The organism is uncultured Maribacter sp., assembly GCF_947500405.1.
Taxonomy (GTDB): Bacteria; Bacteroidota; Bacteroidia; order Flavobacteriales; family Flavobacteriaceae; genus Maribacter_B.
In genome coordinates, this window is the sequence record NZ_CANMRY010000006.1 from 16,354 (window position 1) to 34,490 (window position 18,137).

Annotated in this window: 18 protein-coding genes; 6 read left to right on the top strand and 12 right to left on the bottom strand. The window is 31.6% G+C overall.

Going from position 1 to position 18,137, the window contains the following annotated elements; all coding sequences use genetic code 11:
* Positions 1-3 precede the first annotated feature (3 nt).
* The 3 genes from Q0945_RS09510 to Q0945_RS09520 are packed head-to-tail and all read left to right on the top strand — an operon-like array spanning position 4 to position 2,095.
* Positions 4-936 carry a PorP/SprF family type IX secretion system membrane protein gene (locus Q0945_RS09510; RefSeq protein ID WP_298487376.1) on the top strand — a complete coding sequence of 311 codons (933 nt, stop codon included), beginning with the start codon at positions 4-6 and terminating at the stop codon, positions 934-936.
* Between the two features lie 10 nt (positions 937-946).
* On the top strand, positions 947-1,486 hold the full coding sequence (locus Q0945_RS09515) for a hypothetical protein (protein ID WP_298487374.1): 540 nt from the start codon (positions 947-949) through the stop codon (positions 1,484-1,486).
* Positions 1,487-1,498: 12 nt separating this feature from the next.
* A complete protein-coding gene (locus Q0945_RS09520) occupies positions 1,499-2,095 on the top strand; it encodes a toxin-antitoxin system YwqK family antitoxin (RefSeq protein ID WP_298487372.1) in 597 nt (198 codons plus the stop codon).
* Here the strand turns inward: Q0945_RS09520 and Q0945_RS09525 are convergent.
* Positions 2,075-3,508: a PLP-dependent aminotransferase family protein gene (locus Q0945_RS09525; protein WP_299433957.1), complete on the bottom strand. Its 1,434-nt coding sequence runs from the start codon at positions 3,506-3,508 to the stop codon at positions 2,075-2,077. The two genes, Q0945_RS09520 and Q0945_RS09525, sit on opposite strands and share 21 nt — an antisense overlap.
* Positions 3,509-3,609: 101 nt before the next feature.
* Here Q0945_RS09525 and Q0945_RS09530 point away from each other — a divergent pair, with 101 nt between their 5' ends.
* Together Q0945_RS09530 and Q0945_RS09535 are read left to right on the top strand one after the other, a co-directional pair.
* The gene (locus Q0945_RS09530) at positions 3,610-5,031 is read left to right on the top strand and encodes an aminotransferase class V-fold PLP-dependent enzyme (RefSeq protein ID WP_299433958.1); all 1,422 of its coding nucleotides are present in this window, start codon (positions 3,610-3,612) and stop codon (positions 5,029-5,031) included.
* Positions 5,032-5,033: 2 nt separating this feature from the next.
* Positions 5,034-5,840, top strand: coding sequence for a PhzF family phenazine biosynthesis protein (locus tag Q0945_RS09535; protein WP_299433960.1), 807 nt, complete (start codon positions 5,034-5,036; stop codon positions 5,838-5,840).
* A gap of 125 nt (positions 5,841-5,965) precedes the next feature.
* Here Q0945_RS09535 and Q0945_RS09540 read toward each other — a convergent pair whose 3' ends face one another.
* The 5 genes from Q0945_RS09540 to Q0945_RS09560 all read right to left on the bottom strand — a co-directional run bounded on the left by Q0945_RS09540 (position 5,966) and on the right by Q0945_RS09560 (position 10,183).
* Positions 5,966-6,802 carry a S4 domain-containing protein gene (locus Q0945_RS09540; protein WP_298487363.1) on the bottom strand — a complete coding sequence of 279 codons (837 nt, stop codon included), beginning with the start codon at positions 6,800-6,802 and terminating at the stop codon, positions 5,966-5,968.
* 74 nt (positions 6,803-6,876) lie between these two features.
* Positions 6,877-7,782, bottom strand: coding sequence for a geranylgeranylglycerol-phosphate geranylgeranyltransferase (locus Q0945_RS09545; RefSeq protein ID WP_299433962.1), 906 nt, complete (start codon positions 7,780-7,782; stop codon positions 6,877-6,879).
* A gap of 9 nt (positions 7,783-7,791) precedes the next feature.
* Positions 7,792-8,730 (bottom strand): mevalonate kinase, encoded by a 939-nt coding sequence (locus Q0945_RS09550; protein ID WP_299433964.1) that lies wholly within the window; start codon positions 8,728-8,730, stop codon positions 7,792-7,794.
* Between the two features lie 136 nt (positions 8,731-8,866).
* Positions 8,867-9,055, bottom strand: coding sequence for a four helix bundle protein (locus tag Q0945_RS09555; RefSeq protein WP_366136230.1), 189 nt, complete (start codon positions 9,053-9,055; stop codon positions 8,867-8,869).
* A gap of 39 nt (positions 9,056-9,094) precedes the next feature.
* A complete protein-coding gene (locus tag Q0945_RS09560) occupies positions 9,095-10,183 on the bottom strand; it encodes a diphosphomevalonate decarboxylase (RefSeq protein WP_299433966.1) in 1,089 nt (362 codons plus the stop codon).
* 91 nt (positions 10,184-10,274) lie between these two features.
* On the opposite strand from Q0945_RS09560, the gene Q0945_RS09565 reads away from it, so the two are divergent.
* Positions 10,275-10,748, top strand: a complete 474-nt coding sequence (locus tag Q0945_RS09565; RefSeq protein WP_298487353.1) for a TspO/MBR family protein — start codon at positions 10,275-10,277, stop codon at positions 10,746-10,748.
* On the opposite strand, the gene Q0945_RS09570 is transcribed toward Q0945_RS09565, so the two are convergent.
* The 6 genes from Q0945_RS09570 to pgmB all read right to left on the bottom strand — a co-directional run bounded on the left by Q0945_RS09570 (position 10,740) and on the right by pgmB (position 18,072).
* On the bottom strand, positions 10,740-11,282 hold the full coding sequence (locus Q0945_RS09570; RefSeq protein WP_299433968.1) for a DUF1697 domain-containing protein: 543 nt from the start codon (positions 11,280-11,282) through the stop codon (positions 10,740-10,742). The genes Q0945_RS09565 and Q0945_RS09570 overlap by 9 nt on opposite strands.
* Before the next feature lie 4 nt (positions 11,283-11,286).
* Positions 11,287-12,561, bottom strand: a complete 1,275-nt coding sequence (locus Q0945_RS09575) for an NAD(P)/FAD-dependent oxidoreductase (RefSeq protein WP_299433970.1) — start codon at positions 12,559-12,561, stop codon at positions 11,287-11,289.
* Positions 12,561-13,250 carry a glycerophosphodiester phosphodiesterase family protein gene (locus Q0945_RS09580; RefSeq protein ID WP_299433972.1) on the bottom strand — a complete coding sequence of 230 codons (690 nt, stop codon included), beginning with the start codon at positions 13,248-13,250 and terminating at the stop codon, positions 12,561-12,563. The genes Q0945_RS09575 and Q0945_RS09580 overlap by 1 nt, the downstream gene beginning before the upstream one ends.
* A gap of 68 nt (positions 13,251-13,318) precedes the next feature.
* Positions 13,319-15,097, bottom strand: coding sequence for an alpha-amylase family glycosyl hydrolase (locus Q0945_RS09585; protein WP_299433974.1), 1,779 nt, complete (start codon positions 15,095-15,097; stop codon positions 13,319-13,321).
* Positions 15,098-15,106: 9 nt separating this feature from the next.
* Positions 15,107-17,416 (bottom strand): glycoside hydrolase family 65 protein, encoded by a 2,310-nt coding sequence (locus Q0945_RS09590; protein WP_299433976.1) that lies wholly within the window; start codon positions 17,414-17,416, stop codon positions 15,107-15,109.
* Positions 17,413-18,072: a beta-phosphoglucomutase gene (pgmB, locus tag Q0945_RS09595; RefSeq protein ID WP_299433978.1), complete on the bottom strand. Its 660-nt coding sequence runs from the start codon at positions 18,070-18,072 to the stop codon at positions 17,413-17,415. Before pgmB ends, Q0945_RS09590 begins: the two co-directional genes overlap by 4 nt.
* Positions 18,073-18,137: the final 65 nt, after the last annotated feature.

Consider the following 18,137-nt stretch of genomic DNA (forward strand, 5'->3'; position numbering starts at 1 on the left):
CCAATGAAATTAAATAAAAATATTGGCACGCTAGCACTAGGTGTTATACTGTCACTTGTATCTTATAGTTCTATATTTGGGCAACAAACGCCCACTTTCACAGAATATAATTATAATCCTTTTATCCTAAATTCTGCCTACGCAGGTTTAACCGAAAACACAGAATTTTCTATGAGTAATTCTGGTTTTTTTAATCAGTTTGATGGTAGTCCTAGAACATTTTCATTAAGTGGTCATGGGTCTCTTAACCGCAATAAAGTAGGTATTGGAGCAGGAGTAATTAGAGATGAAATTGGGGTAACAACTTCAACAAGTTTTTTTGCCTCTTATTCTTATAAAATATTTTTCGACTTTAAAAGTAATAGACCCTATTGGCAGCTTTATGATGCAGGTGTACTTTCTTTTGGTATTACTGCAGGTTTACAACAGTACCAAGATAATTTAACACAATTAGGAATTATTGGCGACCAAAATTTTGCTCAAGATATTAATGGTTCTATACCTACTATTGGCTTAGGATTTCTTTTTAACCATGCCTCTTTTTATGTAGGAGTTTCTACTCCAAATATTTTAGGTGATGCATTAGCAACAGACGATAACATAAATTTAAATAGTCCGTATTATGGGTATTTTGGGTATCGCTTCTTTAATAATCGTTTTCAAGATTTAATGATAAAGCCAAACGTTTTATTAAAGTATGAAGATGGCGTTGCATTACAAGCAGATATTAATGTTGCGGTAAGTTTTAGAAATAAATTTGAAATTGGTACTGGATATAGAACCAATAACTCCATAAATATTTTAGCTGGTATTTATTTGTTTGATAATGTACGCGCTATTTATAATTACAATCTTGCAACTAATGACTCTCCTCTAGGAAATACGCATGGATTAATTATAAGTTATCAATTTGGAGATGGTTACGCTATAGATTAAAATTACTACTATGATTTTAAAAAAAATAATAATTGGATTACTAATACTTAGCGCAATTATTATTGTTGGCTCTTTTTTTTTAGTATTTAGGACAAAAACCAAAGACTTATCTACTAAATACCCCTATAATACTATTATTAATAAAAGTTTAAAAACCAAGCAAGAATGCTATATAACCATACATAAACACGCTTTAGAAAACCCTTATATTTTAGATTTGACTAATTCTAATTTTTATGAGACTTCGGATCCAATTTATAAAATCCCAATTGGAACAATTTTAAAAATAGAAAGTACTAAGGCATTTACAACACCTGTTAGTGGATCTACCCACTGTATGGTGCTAGGTAGTGTATACCTTAACGAAATTAAAGAAACTGTAAAATTTGAGTTTTTCTGGGGAAAAAATCCTACCTACGGTCTTTATGACCATGATGATAACTACGATATATACCCTCTTGCTCCGTGGCAAGAAAAACCATTGCCTTTTAAGTATTTTTGGGATGGTAAAAAAGAGCCTCATGATTGGGAAAAATGGAATGCTAATTAATAGACTTTTACATTGAAAAAATACATATTCTTGCTTTTAGTTACTTTTTTGTTAATCCAAGGTTGTAATACATCAAACAAAGAAAAAAATGGTGTTACCGTTTCCTATGAAAAAGAAACTATTGATGTAAAAGACTTTTTTGAAGATGGAAGTGTAAAATTCACTGGACAACTAATCAATAATAAAAAAAATGGAAAATGGGTTCGCTATTATAGCAATGGCAACATCTTTAAAATAGAAACTTTTAAAGAGGATATTTTAGACGGAGAGTGGAAAGCGTATCATAATAATGGACAATTGTATTTTGGTGGAAATCATTTAAATAATAATAAAGATGGTATCTGGAAACACTATGCAAAAGATGGCACACTAAAATATGTTAGAATTTACAATACCAAAGGAGCCACTGGAGAATGGAAAACCTATTATGATTCTGGAGAAATAGCAAACGTAGAGAATTACCAAAACGGAAAACCCAACGGCACATGGACTTCTTTTTACAAAAACGGTAAAATTCATGATCAAGGAAATTATCTAAATGGTAAAAAAAGTGGTCCTTGGAAAATATACGATGATAAAGGTTCTTTATTAAAGACTACTATTTTTTAAAAGTTCTCCTAATTCTTTCAAAGCCTTTTCGACTTTAGTATTCCACAGTAAACCATAACTCAGGCGCATACAATTTTGGTACTGGTTTTGTAAAGTAAATATAGTCCCCGGACTAAATACCATACCCTTCTCTTTTGCCATATTAAATACCTCTTTTACGTTTATTTTGGGGTTAAGTTCTACCCATAAAAGAAAACTACCTTTCGGTTTTGTTACTCTAGTATCTTTTGGAAAATATTTTGCTATGGTAGTAATATATTTTAAGCTATTAGCATGTAATGTTTGTCTTAATTTTCTTAAATGATAATCGTATCTTCCTTTCCTTAGAAAATTAGCAATTGCTTCTTGTGTAATTGTTGTTGTAGAAGAAGATAAACAAAGTTTTAATTGTAATATTTCTTTTAAAAACCTCCCTGGTGCTACCCACCCTACACGATAACCACCTGCTAAAGTTTTAGAAAAGGACCCCACCCATAGCACTAGCCCACTATCATCAAAAGATTTACATGTAGTTGGCCTATTTTTTCCGTAATAAATTTCTCCGCAAATATCATCTTCTATTAGTGGTATTTGGTGCGCTTTAATAATTTCTACTATTTCTTTTTTATGAGAATCGGGCATAATACTCCCAAGTGGGTTATTAAAATTAGATATTAAAACTATAGCCTTAACATCTTGCTTTTTCAATACTTCCTTTAAAGCACTCAAGTCCATCCCAGAAGAAGACTCTGTTGGTAACTCTATGACACGTAAACCCAAAGTATTTGCCAATTGCAGTATTCCAAAAAAAACTGGGCTTTCAACAACGATAGTATCTCCTGGGTTAGTTACTGCCATTAAAGATAAAGACAGCGCATTTGTACAACCGGCTGTAATAACTATATCTTCTTCTTTTAAATTTCCTCCCCATAATAGAGTTCTTTGCGCTATTTGTCTTCTTAAGTTTTCACTACCTTGTATTGTATCATAATAGGTTCCACCTGCTTTTAAATGTATTATTGTCTCATGCATCGTTTTACTCAGTTTGGCAACTGGTAAAAGCTCCGGAGCTGGTACTCCTAATGAAAAATTAATAATGTCTTTCTCATTTATAGTTTGATAAAAATCTATAATTATTTCTGCTTTACTTTTATGAGAAGCTTTAGAATTAGGGGTAGTCTTTTCAGGACTCTTTAATAATTTGTCTTTTGAAAAAAGAACATAATAACCGGAACGAGGTTTAGACTCTATAAGGCTTTTAGCTTCTAAATTATAGTAAGCCTGTAGAACTGTACTTATACTAACTCCATACTCTCTTTGCAGAATACGTACAGAAGGTAATTTATCTCCAAATTTTAAAACTCCGCTATTAATTTGTTCCTCTATTGCCGAAGCAATATTGGTATATAAAAAGGTTTTGGTTACATTTTTCATTTTAAAATAGTCATCTGTACTGGTTAAAATTACAAAAACTGAATCTGTTATGGTGTTTTTATTTAAAACATCTTTGATAAGAATTATTACAATCTTTTAGTATGGAAAAAAAAGTTACAATTCAGGATAAAATGTATTCTGATATCCAAGATGAAAGTATTTTTACCTCTGCCCAAACAAACGGATACAATTACCTAACAGAAATATTTGACCGAAATGTTTTTCCCACGGAAAAAGCATTAACAGATTTAGCAAATTTTGATGAAGAAATGCCAATAGCAACTTCAGAAGCAAATACTGTTTTAGAACACTTAAACACATATGGTTCTCCTGCAACCGTAGCGAATATGGGAGGCAGGTACTTTGGTTTTGTATGCGGTAGCTCTGTTCCTATAGGATTGGCTGCAAAAAATCTAGCTACTTATTGGGATCAATCGCCAACAATGAATGTGCTATCTCCTATTGGTTCAAAACTTGAAACTGTAGTAGAGAAATGGTTAAAACAACTATTTAACCTACCAGAGCAAACTGTTGCTGGTTTTGTAAGTGGTACATCTATGGCTACTTTTTGTGGACTGGCCGCTGCAAGATATCGTTTACTAGCCAACCAAGGTTGGAATATTAATGATCAGGGATTTTCTAATGCACCAAAAATTAGAGTAATAACCGGAAAACATGCGCATTCTACTGTGTTGAAAGCTGTTAGCCTGTTAGGTTTTGGAAAAAACAATATAGAGTGGGTAGATGTTGATGAGCAAGGGAGAATACTACCTGAATTAATACCAGAACTAGATAACTCCACTTTATTAATATTACAAGCGGGTAACGTAAATAGTGGCTCGTTTGATGATTTTGAAAGCATTTGCGAAAAAGCAAATAAAGCAGGCGCTTGGGTGCATATTGATGGCGCCTTTGGTTTTTGGGCTGGAGCCGTAAACCAACTTAAACACTTAACAAAAGGTGCAGAAAAAGCAAATTCTTGGGCTGTAGATGGGCACAAAACTTTAAACACGCCTTATGATAGCGGTGTTGTATTATGTGAAGACAAAGAAGCTCTAATGAGTGCTTTACATATGTCCGGAAGTTATATTATAACAAGCAAAGAGAGAGATGGCACGTTTTATACGCCAGAAATGTCTAGACGAGCCAGAATTGTGGAGCTTTGGGCAATTCTAAAATATTTAGGCAAAAGTGGTATAGATGAGATGATTCTAGGAATGCATAAAAGAGCACAGCAATTCGCCAACGAATTAAAAAACGAAAACGGGTTTACCATACTAAATGATGTTGTTTTTAATCAAGTAATGGTCTCTTGCGAAACAGACGACCTTACCGATAAAACTTTAGTTAGAATTCAAGAATTACGAGAATGCTGGGTTGGCGGTTCTATTTGGAAAAACAGAAAAATAATTCGTATTAGTGTTTGTTCTTGGGCAACAACAAAAGAAGATGTAACTAGATCTGTACATTCTTTTAAGCAGGCATTACGAGAAGTTCAAAAAAACACATTTATAGCCAAATAAACATGAAAACCTATATTGTTAATTCGTTTACAAATGAACCCTTTAAGGGCAACCCAGCTGGAGTATGTATTACAACCGAAGAACTAGAGGCTGATATAATGTTATCTATAGCTAAAGAGTTAGGACATTCAGAAACCACTTTTGTATTTCAGCAAAACGAAAACGAATTTTTAATTCGTTTTTTTTCTCCAAAAATGGAAATTCCATTATGCGGCCATGCCAGTTTAGCAGCATCAAAAGTTATTTTTGAACAAAACCAAAGTCTTAATATCATTCAGTTTACCAATATTCAAAATTTAAAGCTAAAAATTGAAAAAAACGACGACAATACTATCCAAATGGAATTTCCCAAGTATGCTACAATTCCATTTACGGTTTCTAACAATTTATTAAGTGCTTTAGGAATAAAAGAAGTAATTAATTGCGTTTATAATGAAGAAACTAAAATTATGTTGCTTCATATAAAAGATTGTATTGTTTTACAAAACTTAACTCCAAATTTTGAAGCTTTATACAAATCGCATGATTCCATAAATGGAGTTCTTGTTACCGCATTATCCAATAAAAGTGATTTTGATTTTGAATCGAGATATTTTTGGCCTTGGAGTGGTACCAATGAAGACCCTGTGACTGGAGCTACACATACTTTTTTAGCGCCATATTGGGGAGCTATTTTAGGAAAAACAAAAATGAAGTCTTTTCAATGCTCCAAAAGAACTGGATTTTTAGAAGTTAACCTCCTTGCTGAGGATAAAATGAGTATAAAAGGTTGTGCTAAAATCATTTTAGAAGGAAAATTAAAACTCTAGAAAAGACAAAACCGATAAAAATATCGGTCTTAAGGCTTGCTTTTTTATGCTCTTAACTAATTAAGTAGCACTGCAAATATCTTGATTTTATACTATTGTAAAGTTATCTTAATCTTACTTTTGGGTTATTTAATCATTCCCAAATTAATAACTTCTTGGTCTGTTAAATACCTCCAATGTCCTCTTGGTAAATCTTTTTTTGTTAAACCAGCATAAGCTACTCTATCTATCTTTTCTACTTTATAATCTAGTTCCTCAAAAATACGTTCTACAATACGGTTTCTAGAGCTAAATATTTCTATTCCAACTTCTCTTTTTGGAGCGTCATCTATAAAACTAATGTCTTGCACTCTAACAACCTTATCCTCAACAGTTAACCCCTCTTTAATGCGTTTTAAATCTACACTTCTTAAATCTCTATCTAAAACTATATGATAAATCTTACGAAGTCCGTTTATAGGGCTTTTTAATCTTTTCGTTAAATCTCCATCATTGGTAAAAAGCAAAAGTCCTGTAGCATTTTTATCCATTTTATCTATAGGTAATAGTTTGGCATCAGATGCAGCAGAAATAAGTCCGGCAACATTACGCCTACCTCTTTCATCTCTTACGGTAGTAGAAAAATCTTTGGGTTTATTTAAAAGTACATATTCTCTTTTAATTGGGTTTAGCAAACGGCCATCAAACTTAACCTCATCGGTTAGTTTTACTTTGTAACCCATTTCTGTTATAGGTTTTCCATTTACCGTAACATTCCCTGCAGAAATATAAATATCGGCATCTCTTCTAGAGCATACACCAGAATTTGCTACATATTTATTTAAACGAATAGAGTTTGGGTCCGATGGCTTCTTTGGTGCTGCTTGTTTTTTAGCAGGACTATTACCATACGTTTTTTTCTTAAAAGTTCTATCTCCCTTTCCTGAAAACTTCTTTCTATCATTTGAACCTGACTTTGCCATACTAATAATTTTTTGCAAAGGTATATAAATGGATGTTGCCTATATGGCTATACTTAAAAAATAAAATCTTTAAACTATAATATCCTGTTTAATACCAAATCAATATTAATTAATAGAATACTAAAAACACCTACTATAATAATAAATTTTAAAATATTATGAAGCCACACAAAGTGTTTTTTTAAATGCGCTTTTAATAATAACACTAGAAATAAAATTAATAATACAACACAAACTATAAAATAAAGATTCATGTAACCAATATTAAATTGTGTTATTAATGATAAGGACGGTATTAAGGTTAATAAAATTAAGGTTGCAATTAAAAATTTTGACATTCTTATTCCATACAAAATTGGAATAGTCTTATATCCTTGCGCAATGTCTCCTTTCATACTTTCTAAGTCTTTAATCATTTCTCTTGCTAAGATTAATAAGAAAAGAAACATGGCATGTACAAAAATTACATTTTCAAAGTTTTTATAATACACAAAAACTGCAAAAAAAGGGGCTATTGCTAGCGTTGCCGAAATAAAATTACCTACAAAAGGTATTCTTTTTAGTTTATGAGAATAAAACCAAATACCAAATATATATGCCGAAAAAAATAATACTGCCTTGAAGGACACATAGCTAGCAGCAAAAGCTGCTAAAAAATTTAATATAAAATAGGTTGTTAATTTAAAACGCTGACTTACCAGCCGATCTAACATTGTTTTTCTTGGTTTATTTATTAAGTCTTTTTCCGAATCGTAAAAATTATTAATAATATAACCACTAGCTATAACTAATGCAGATGCTAGAATAATAATAAACAAATCTATATCTAAAACTACTTCTCTAACGGGTAAATTTGGTGCTAAAATGTAAATAGAAGCTAAATATTGTGCAAGAATTACCATTAAAATATTGTAACCTCGAACAACAGAAAACAAACTTAATAACTTAAGAAATAGTTGTTTGTTTGTTTTAGAAAGCATGTGTTGTATTTAGAAGTTATAGACTACTTCTAATCGATGCCCTTTAAGTGCTTTTTTTGCTTTATTTATATCTTGTGTAAACCCTAAAATATAACCGCCACCACCAGAACCACAAAGTTTTAAGTAGTAATCGTTTGTTTCAATTCCCTTTTTCCAAAGGCTATGAAATTTTGTAGGTATCATAGGTTTAAAGTTATCTAAAACAACATGCGATAGTTGCTTTAAATTACCAAATAAAGATTTTACATTACCGTTAATAAAATCTTCTACACAAGCATCGGTATGTTTTATAAATTGGTCTTTTAGCATGCTTCTAAAGCCTTCACTTTTCATTTTATCCATAAAAAGTTCTACCATAGGGGCTGTTTCTCCAATTATACCACTATCTAACAAAAATACCGCACCATTACCTTCTTTATTCTGAGAAGGAATACTAGTAGACTCTATATTGTCCTTAGAGTTTATAAGGATAGGTAAGCTTAAATAGCTATTTAATGGGTCTAAACCAGAAGATTTACCATGAAAAAAAGACTCCATTGTTCCAAAAACAGATTTTAGAGTTAATAATTTTTCTCTTGTTAAATTCTCTAATACTGTAATTTTATTAGTTGCATATTTATCATAGATAGCGGCTACTAAAGCTCCACTACTACCAACTCCATAGCCTTGTGGTATAGAACTATCAAAATACATTCCTGCTTCTACATCTTTAGTTAAAGCCTTAAAATTAAAAGAAAATAATTCTGGACTCTCTTTTTCTATTTTCTCTAAGTATGTAGCAAAGCTCTTTAAATGAACATTAGATTCTATTGCCTCTTTTGATGGATTTTCATTCATCTTTAAGGCTCCCTTGAAAAAATTATAAGGTATTGACAAACCTTTGGAATCTTTTATGATACCATACTCGCCAAACAATAATATTTTAGAATAAAAAAGGGGACCTTTCATAATTTTAATTTATAATTAGCAATGAAAAATTAATAATTATTGTTTTGATGATTTTACAATGCTTACCAATATTTTCAATATCTCCTGTATTTGATGTTTATATCTTTTATAATCTACATTATTAATATACGCCGTTTTATTTAATTAAATCGGGTTTGCTCACTGCAAATTCAGCTTCTCTAATATTTGTTCCAATTGAGGTGCCAGATTTGAGTAACTGCTTAGACATTACAAACTCTTTATTATGAGCTACTAACGATTTATATAAAGAAACAATATCTACCGCAAAATTAAAGCTCTTACTCTTGATTATGTTTTCTTTTATAAAGAAATAACGAACGTTTTAATTAATAATTATTCCTTCTTAACTATTTAATTGTATCGCACCTAAACCTATTTGATCACAAATATACTGCCCGTTTTGGCAATATGCAACTAACTCATCTTTAATAAACTGCAATGTTTCTTCCTTTTCAAACTCTGGATACAAAACATGAACATTAGCTCCTGCATCTAGAGTAAAACAAACATTTTTGTTTGTTCTTTTACGAAATGCCCATATTTTATTAATAATTTCTAGCGTATTAGGTTTCATTAATATAAAATAAGGCAAGCTTGTCATCATCATTGCGTGTAGTGTTAATGCCTCGCTCTCCACTATTTCTATAAACTTTTTTAAATCTCCATTTGCAAAAACGTCTTTTAATGCATCTAGATTTTCATGCGCTTGTTTAAATCTTTCTTTTGCAAAAGGATGGTTATGCATTAAATTATGCCCAACGGTACTACTTACCTCTTTTTGTCCTTTATCTACCAACAAAATTGTATCCTGATACTTTTTAAAAGACTCATGTACTTTATATGGGTATTTAATTGCGTATAAATTAGAGCTATTTGTGGTACCTTCATGGTTTCCCCATTGCACTAAATTGCCTTCTATACTACGTGCTGCACTACCAGAACCTAGTCTCGCTAAAAATGAAGCTTTTTTAATAAAGTATTCTTGTGTTATCTCTGGATTTAATTTTTTTTCTAAAGACATAAGCGCTAATGCCAAAGCAGATAGCCCACTAGCAGAAGACGCAATACCACTACTATGCGGAAAAGAGTTGGATGTTTCTATCTTAAAATGATAGTTTTTTAAAAAGGGTAAATAGTCTTCTATTCTCTTAAAAAAAGTTTGAATCTTTGGTTTAAAATCTTCTTTAAGGCTTCCTTCAAAAAATAAATCAAAAGAAAAATCTTGTGCTTTATTTTCTAATTTCTTGTATACTACTGTGGTTGTAGTTGCACAAGTATTTAAAGTAAAACTTATAGATGGGTTTGCCGGAATTTGATTAGCCTCCTTACCCCAATATTTTACTAAAGCTATATTACTTGGCGATTTCCAAGTTACTTCTCCTTTCGCTATTAATTTTGTATACTCTGAAGGGATAAAGTCTTTTTTGGTCATTTAGATTACTTTTTTAACAAAGATAGTTTAACCACTTATAAATTGGTAACTAGTTAAAATAAATTACTATTTTAGACCTAACCAACTTTTCATGAAAAAGAAATTATTATATATTATAATTTGTGTTTGTCTTTGCCTTGTAATTGGCTTTTTATCGAGCTTTGCAACACAAAGTTCGGTCAATGATTGGTATGTTACTTTAAACAAACCAAACTTTAATCCTCCTAACTGGGTCTTTGCTCCTGTTTGGACACTTCTTTATATTTTAATGGGAATAGCTGCTGGTTTGGTTTTAGCAAAAGGCTTTTACCACTTATGGGTAAAAACTGCCCTATATCACTTTGGTTTTCAGTTATTATTAAATGCCTTGTGGAGTATTGTTTTTTTTGGACTAAAACAGCCATTATGGGCTCTTTTTATAATTATTGCACTAGTAGTTATGCTTCTAATTACTTTTAAATGGTTTAAAATTGTAAACAAAACTGCTGCTTACATGCTTATTCCTTATATTTTATGGGTAAGTTTTGCTACCATCTTAAATTATAAAATATGGGAATTAAATTAATGCCATCTCTTGCAATTTTAGCATTGTTTTATAATTCCTAGTAGTTGCAGATACCTTAAGCTTTTTCTCTATAAGATTATTGGTACACTTAGCTTTTCCTGCTCCTAAATCACATCTTAAATATACACAGTTAGGAGTAATTTCTAGGGTTTCATTTGTAAAAGAAATAGCGTTTAAGATTTCTTTATTTTCCTCTAAAGGTTCTTCTTTTAATAAGACAAAGTAAATTTTATTACTATTTAAATCTTCCTGATTTTTATATGGATTATTTGTAAGAATAAATTGTATTTCTTCACCTGTTTTTACCACCACCGGAACCTCAAAATCATAGTTTTCTTCAATTATTTCTGCTATTGTATTTTCTAGTTTACTTTTATTTTCTTCTGATGTGTTAAATACAATATTGCCACTTTGAATATATGTTTGTACATTTTTAAAACCGTTTTCTTCTAAAAGTAGGCGTAAATTGGCCATTTTAATTTTATTTTTACCGCTTACATTAATTCCTCTAAGTAAAGCTATATAGGTTTTCATATTTTTAAAATTCTGATGCAATTGCCTGCGCTGCAATATACCCACTTGTCCATGCGTTCTGAAAATTAAATCCGCCTGTTATGGCATCTACATTAATTACTTCGCCAGCAAAATACAAGTTAGGCAAGTTTTTGCTTTTGTAGGTTTTAAAATTTATTTCTTTTAAATCTACCCCGCCAGCAGTTACAAACTCTTCTTTAAAGGTACTTTTACCATCAACGTTTATTTTACAATTCGTTAATTGGTCTGCTAAAAGGTGTAATTGGCTCTTAGTAACATCGGCCCATTTTAAGGTCTCGTTAATTCCGGATGCTTTTACAAGATTAATCCAAAGTCTACGAGGGAGTTCTACAGCTTTTGTTCTAAGGATAGTTTTTTTTGCTTCTACCTCTTTTATCTTCATTAAGTAATCTACAATAGCCCCTTCATGAAAATCTGGCAACCAGTTTATTGCAATCGTAAACTTATAATTAAGGCCGTTTAAAATAGTTGCTCCCCAAGCAGATAATTTTAAAATTGCAGGACCACTTAACCCCCAATGTGTAACTAATACTGGCCCCTCTGTCTCTAATAAAGCCTCTTGTTTTAGAGCACTTTTTAAGGGTACCGTAATCTTTGTAGAAACCTTATTTTTAGACAATACTTTTACTTTTGCATTTGTACTTACTCCTGGAATTTTAGAAATACGATTATCTTTTGTATTAAAAGTAAATAAGGATGGAACCGGAGGTACTATTGTATGCCCAAGTCCTTTTAAAATAGACCATATTTTAGGACTACTCCCTGTAGCAATTAGCAATTTTTTACACTTAAAAATTTCTTTAACGCAAGTTATTTTCCAACCTTTTTCTTCTGACAAAGTTTCCATATTTACTACAGCATTTTGCGTAATAATTTTGATTCCAAGTTTAGTGGTTTCGGTTAAAAAACAATCTATTATAGTTTGCGAAGAATTAGATTCTGGAAACATTCTGCCATCTTCTTCTATTTTTAAGTTAACCCCTTTTTCTGAAAAAAAGCCTACCGTATCGCCACTACAATAGGTATGAAAAGGTCCTAAAATTTCTTTTTCTCCTCGTGGGTAATTCTTGGATAATTCTTTTGGGTCAAATTCGGCATGCGTAACGTTACATCTGCCACCGCCAGATATTTTTACTTTTGATAAAACATCTTTCCCCTTCTCTAGGATTCCTATTTTTAAATTAGGGTTATTTTCTGCAATATGTATGGCTGCATAAAAACCAGAAGCTCCTCCTCCTACTATTAAAACATCAAACATTAGTTAACTCGTTCAGGAAAGTTCGTAATTATACCATCTACTGCCCATCTTTTTGCTCCATTAATTTCATTTGGCTCATTAACGGTCCAAGTATAAATTTTAAAGCCAGCATCTCTTATAGTATTTGCAATTTCTAAGGATAGCATTTTAAAATTAGGGTTAATGGCCTCTGCATGTAACTTCTTTGCCATTGGGATTGCATCTACAGGGTTTTCTTCTGTTAAAACAGCTATACGAATATTAGTATTGGTATCTCGCATTATTCTTAACTCTTCCCAATTAAAACTAGAAATAATAAAGTTGTTTAATTCCCAATCTTTATCTTTTACATATTCTAAAACAATAGTATTAACCTCTTTGGCGGTATTTGCTCCTTTAAGTTCTATGTTTAAAGGTACTTGTGCGTCTATTGCATCTAAAATATCTGTTAACAACGGAATTTTATGATTTCCTGTTACCACAAATTTACTTAGCTCTTCAAAAGTATACTCTTCAATTTTCCCTTTTCCATTGGTTAGTCTTTCTAAAGTATCATCATGAAAAACTACAATCTCGCCACTTTTAATTTTAAAAACATCAATCTCTATCATATCTACCCCTAAATCTAGGGCTTTTTGGATGGATGCTATGGTGTTTTCTGTTTCGTGACCCATGGCTCCACGATGTCCTATGACTAAAGGTTTATTCATTGGTATACAGCTAAATGAAAATAATAAAACAAGACTAAACTAATATTTTAACATCTGTTTTATATTGTTTATTGAAGCTGAAAGATAAAAGATTCTAACGGAAGTAATTCTATTTTAATGTGACCTTCTTTATTTTTTACTTCTAGGGGAGGCTTAATTTTTCCGTATAGTTTTTCTTCTAGTTCATACGTATTATCTGTTAAACCCCAAGAGGTTACCATACTTTCTGGTAACTTTAAATCTAGATCATAAGTTTTTTCTGCATCAAAATTAGAAACAATTAGCAGTTTTTCTTCTTTATCCCAACGTACAAAAGAAAATATGCGATGATCATAATCTTTCGTAGTTTCTTTATTATAAAAGTGAATTTCTTGATAAAAACCCATTAATGCACTACTGTTTATAGTAAAGTTTAATAGCCTTTTATAAAAATCTCTTAATTCCTTTTCTTCCTTTGTAGATTGCCCGCCATCAAACTTTTTATTATTTACCCATCTTTGAAAGGTTGGCACCCCAACGTAATCAAAAATTGAGGTTCTAGAAGCACTTCCAAAACCTGCATTTTCTGCAGCTGGTTCTCCTACTTCTTGTCCAAAATATAACATAGTTGGTGCAGTACTTAATGTTGCAGAAATTACCATAGCTGGTTTTCCTATTTCTGCTTTACCAACAAATTCTGGACTTGCTATACGTTGTTCATCATGGTTTTCTAAAAAATGAAGCATATTATGTTCAATATCTTTTAGATTATTTTGAACCACGGCTATATGGTCTGTCCATCCATATCCTTTCATAATATGTTTAAGACTATCGTAGAGCTCTACTTTATCATACAAATAATCCATTTTTCCAAGGAGAATATAATCTCTATACAAATCTGGATTATACACTTCTGCCATAATAAAAGCATCGTTTTTTTGTATTTTTATGTGGGAGTTTAGGTAACTCCAGAACTCTACCGGAACCATTTCGGCCATATCATACCTAAAACCATCTACACCAAAATTTAGCCAGTATAAGACAATATCTTTAAATTTTATCCAAGAATCTGGCACCTCTTTATTTTTCCAAAAAGCATAATGTTCCTCATAGCTTTTATGAAAATACTCTTCTGGCAACGTTTCAAAATCATAAACCCCATCTGGTCTTATGCCATAGTTTATTTTAACGGTCTCATACCAATCATTTATGTTTGGCTGTGCTAAACGAGACCCATTACCTGTCCACTTAGCAGGAACCTCTTTAAAAGGTTCTATTTTTTCTTCTGGGTTTCCTCCTAAAGGTAAAAGTCCGTCTTTCCAATCTGGCGATTTGTACTCCTTTCCAGGGATATAATAAAAGTTATTATTCTTATGATATTCTACCGTAGTATCATCCTTAGCACCAAAATCTACAATTCCGTCTGGGTTAGTTTCTCCTTTATAATTACGAGCAACATGGTTTGGAACTATATCTATAACAACTTCTAATCCTTCTTTATGAGATCGCTCTATTAGCGCCTTAAATTCTTCTAACCTATTTTCTGGATTTACAGCCAAATCTGGATTTACATTATAATAATCCTTAACGGCATAAGGAGAACCTGCTCTACCTTTAACAACTTCTGGGCTATCATTAGAAATTCCAAATTTTGTATAATCTCTTATTACCGCATGGTGTGGTACTCCTGTATACCAGATATGTGTAACACCTAATTCCTTTATACTTTTTAATGCTTTTACAGTAAAGTCATTAAACTTTCCAACTCCATTTTCTTCAATAGTACCCCAAGGTTTATTGGTAGTATTTGTATTTCCAAATAACCTAGTAAAAACTTGGTATACTGTTGCTTTTTTTTTCTTTGCCATGTGGTTATACTAATTACTAACTTTTACTACTTCTCCGGGAATAAGCAAAACCTCTTTATGGTTTACCTGTATACTTACCTCTTGGTTTCCAAGAGTACTAAAACTTGTTTCTTTGGTATTTACCGTAACCGTAATAATGGTATTTCTAAAGTTTAATTTAAAAGAATACGAAGACCATTGTTCTGGAATTTGAGGTGTAAACGAAAGCGTATTGTCTTGTATACGCATACCACCAAAACCTTCTACAATACTCATCCAAGTACCTGCCATACTGGTTATATGTAAACCTTCTTCTACTTCTTTGTTATAGTCGTCTAAATCTAATCTAGAGGTTCGAAGGTAAAAATTATATGCCTGTTCCATTCTTCCTAATCTAGCAGCTTGTATGCTATGTACACATGGAGATAAAGAAGATTCATGTACTGTAAATGGTTCGTAAAAATCGAAATGTTTTTCTAGCTCTTCTTGTGTAAAATGGTCTTCAAAGAAATAAAAACCTTGTAAAATGTCTGCCTGTTTTATATATGGCGACCGTAAAATTCTGTCCCAGCTCCATTTTTGATTAATTGGTCTTTGGGATGTATCTAAATCGGATACTTTTATTAATTCTTTATCTAAAAAACCATCTTGTTGTAAGTATACATCATGCTCTTCTGAATATGGAAAATACATTTTATTAGCAACCGTTTTCCAATCTTTAATCTCTGCTTCTAAAACTGCAGTTTTATCTATAATTCTAGTATACTCCTCTGCGTATTCTTCTTTTACTTTTTGCAGTTGTGCTGCAGTAAATTCTAAACACCATGTAGCAATATAGTTAGTATACCAATTATTGTTTACATTATTCTCGTACTCATTAGGGCCAGTAACACCTAGGATTACATATTTTTCTTTAGCCGAAGAATAGGTTGCTCTTTGTTGCCAAAAACGGGCAATACCAATTAATACTTCTAGCCCCATTTCTGGGATATAACTATAATCTCCTGTATACCTGTAATAATTATAAATTGCAAAAGCTATGGCTCCGTTTCTATGAATTTCTTCAAAAGTAATTTCCCACTCGTTATGGCATTCTTCTCCATTCATAGTTACCATTGGGTAAAGTGCAGCACCTTTTACAAAGCCTAATTTTTGCGCATTTTCTATAGCTTTCTCTAAATGATTGTATCTATACTTTAATAATTTTCTTGCTACTTGTTGGTCTTTTGTTGCCATATAAAATGGTATACAATAAGCCTCGGTATCCCAATAAGTACTACCGCCGTATTTTTCTCCGGTAAATCCTTTTGGGCCAATATTTAGTCTAGAATCTTTCCCTAAATAGGTCTGATTTAATTGAAAAATATTAAACCGAATGGCTTGTTGTGCTTTTACGTCGCCAAGGATTGAAATATCACTCATTTCCCAAATACTAGCCCAAGCATTTTTCTGCTTTTCTAATAATTTATGAAAACCAAGCGCACTAGCTTTGTCTAAAGCGATATTTGCAGCTTCTTGTAGTTTGCCACTTTCATGATTTGTAGAAACGGCATAACCACCAAACTTGAATAATGTAATTTCTTCTCCTTTTTCTACTTCTTGTTCTATAATAGCACTTATAAAAGTCTCTGAACTTTCTCCTTTAACTACACTAATCTCATTGTCTTTATAAATTGCATTAGTTTGCATAAAAGTACATACCTCAAAATTGGTTTTCATGGTATGAGATGCAATAAAAGCTCTATTTTCAGAATCATCTACCGTAGTTGTATTCCAAAATTTATCGTCCCAATTACTATCTTCATTTGTTATACCACTATCTAAATATGGTACAAACTTTACAACAGCTTCTTGGTTTACTACTTTTACGCAATACGAAATTGCACCAACCTCATCTATATCTAAACTTAAAAATCTAGTAATCGCAACTTCTATTTCAACGGTATTTGAAAGTGTGGCATTAAAGCTTCTTTTATACCACCCTTCTTGCATATTTAATTCCCTTTTAAAATTGGAAATTTCTTTACACGTGTTTAAGTCTAATGGTTCATTATTTATAAAAACATTTATCCCTATCCAGTTTGGTGCATTTAAAACCTTAGCAAAATATTCTGGGTATCCATTTTTCCACCAACCTACTCGCGTTTTATCTGGATAGTATACTCCTGCTATATAACTACCTTGAAAGGTTTCGCCAGAATAACTTTCTTCAAAATTTGCACGTTGCCCCATGGCTCCGTTACCAATGCTAAATAGACTTTCAGAGGATTTTACTCTTTCTGCATTAAAGCCTTCTTCTATGATAGACCAATTGTCTGATTTTATATAATCCTGATTCATTTTTTACCTATTAATTCTTTAATAAAATCTAAAGACATTTCTGTAAAATCATTAAAATTGTGCTTAGCTTCTACTAAAATACTAGCATCTCCAATACCAATACTTGTCATCTTTGCATTATTTGCAGCAGCTATACCAGCTACCGCATCTTCAAAAACAATACAATTTTCTGGAGCTATATTTAGTTCCTTTGCCGCTAATAAAAACACTTCTGGGTCTGGTTTTGCTTTAGTAACATTATTACCATCTAAAATAGCATCAAAATACGTTAACAAACCTACTTTTTCTAGAATTGGTCTCGCATTTTTACTGGCAGAACCAAGTGCTATCGGTATTTTATTTTCTTTTAAAAATTTTAATACTTTAGGGACTTCTGGAAGAATTTCTGAAGCATCCATTTTTTCTATATATGCTAAATAGTCTACATTTTTATCATGCATCCAAGTATCAAATTGTTCTTTTGTTGCGGTCACTTTTCCTATATCTAATAGTATTTCTAAACAGCGTTTTCTACTCACTCCTTTAAACATTTCATTCTGTTCTAAGGTAAATTCAAAACCCAACACATTCGCCAGTTTTTTCCAAGCTAAAAAATGATATTTAGCAGTATCTACTATAACACCATCTAAATCAAAAATAAAACCAACTTCTTTCATCCTGCGTATTTATTTATTATACTTTTATACTAAGATAAAACCCCTGAATATTGCAAACAATATTT

Bases quoted from the DNA above. Each gene is read 5' to 3' on its own strand.
- Q0945_RS09510 (WP_298487376.1), top strand. From the start codon at position 4: ATGAAATTAAATAAAAATATTGGCACGCTAGCACTAGGTGTTATACTG.
- Q0945_RS09515 (WP_298487374.1), top strand. From the start codon at position 947: ATGATTTTAAAAAAAATAATAATTGGATTACTAATACTTAGCGCAATT.
- Q0945_RS09525 (WP_299433957.1), bottom strand. From the start codon at position 3,508: ATGAAAAATGTAACCAAAACCTTTTTATATACCAATATTGCTTCGGCA.
- Q0945_RS09530 (WP_299433958.1), top strand. From the start codon at position 3,610: ATGGAAAAAAAAGTTACAATTCAGGATAAAATGTATTCTGATATCCAA.
- Q0945_RS09535 (WP_299433960.1), top strand. From the start codon at position 5,034: ATGAAAACCTATATTGTTAATTCGTTTACAAATGAACCCTTTAAGGGC.
- Q0945_RS09540 (WP_298487363.1), bottom strand. From the start codon at position 6,802: ATGGCAAAGTCAGGTTCAAATGATAGAAAGAAGTTTTCAGGAAAGGGA.
- Q0945_RS09545 (WP_299433962.1), bottom strand. From the start codon at position 7,782: ATGCTTTCTAAAACAAACAAACAACTATTTCTTAAGTTATTAAGTTTG.
- Q0945_RS09550 (WP_299433964.1), bottom strand. From the start codon at position 8,730: ATGAAAGGTCCCCTTTTTTATTCTAAAATATTATTGTTTGGCGAGTAT.
- Q0945_RS09560 (WP_299433966.1), bottom strand. From the start codon at position 10,183: ATGACCAAAAAAGACTTTATCCCTTCAGAGTATACAAAATTAATAGCG.
- Q0945_RS09565 (WP_298487353.1), top strand. From the start codon at position 10,275: ATGAAAAAGAAATTATTATATATTATAATTTGTGTTTGTCTTTGCCTT.
- Q0945_RS09570 (WP_299433968.1), bottom strand. From the start codon at position 11,282: ATGAAAACCTATATAGCTTTACTTAGAGGAATTAATGTAAGCGGTAAA.
- Q0945_RS09575 (WP_299433970.1), bottom strand. From the start codon at position 12,561: ATGTTTGATGTTTTAATAGTAGGAGGAGGAGCTTCTGGTTTTTATGCA.
- Q0945_RS09580 (WP_299433972.1), bottom strand. From the start codon at position 13,250: ATGAATAAACCTTTAGTCATAGGACATCGTGGAGCCATGGGTCACGAA.
- Q0945_RS09585 (WP_299433974.1), bottom strand. From the start codon at position 15,097: ATGGCAAAGAAAAAAAAAGCAACAGTATACCAAGTTTTTACTAGGTTA.
- Q0945_RS09590 (WP_299433976.1), bottom strand. From the start codon at position 17,416: ATGAATCAGGATTATATAAAATCAGACAATTGGTCTATCATAGAAGAA.
- pgmB (WP_299433978.1), bottom strand. From the start codon at position 18,072: ATGAAAGAAGTTGGTTTTATTTTTGATTTAGATGGTGTTATAGTAGAT.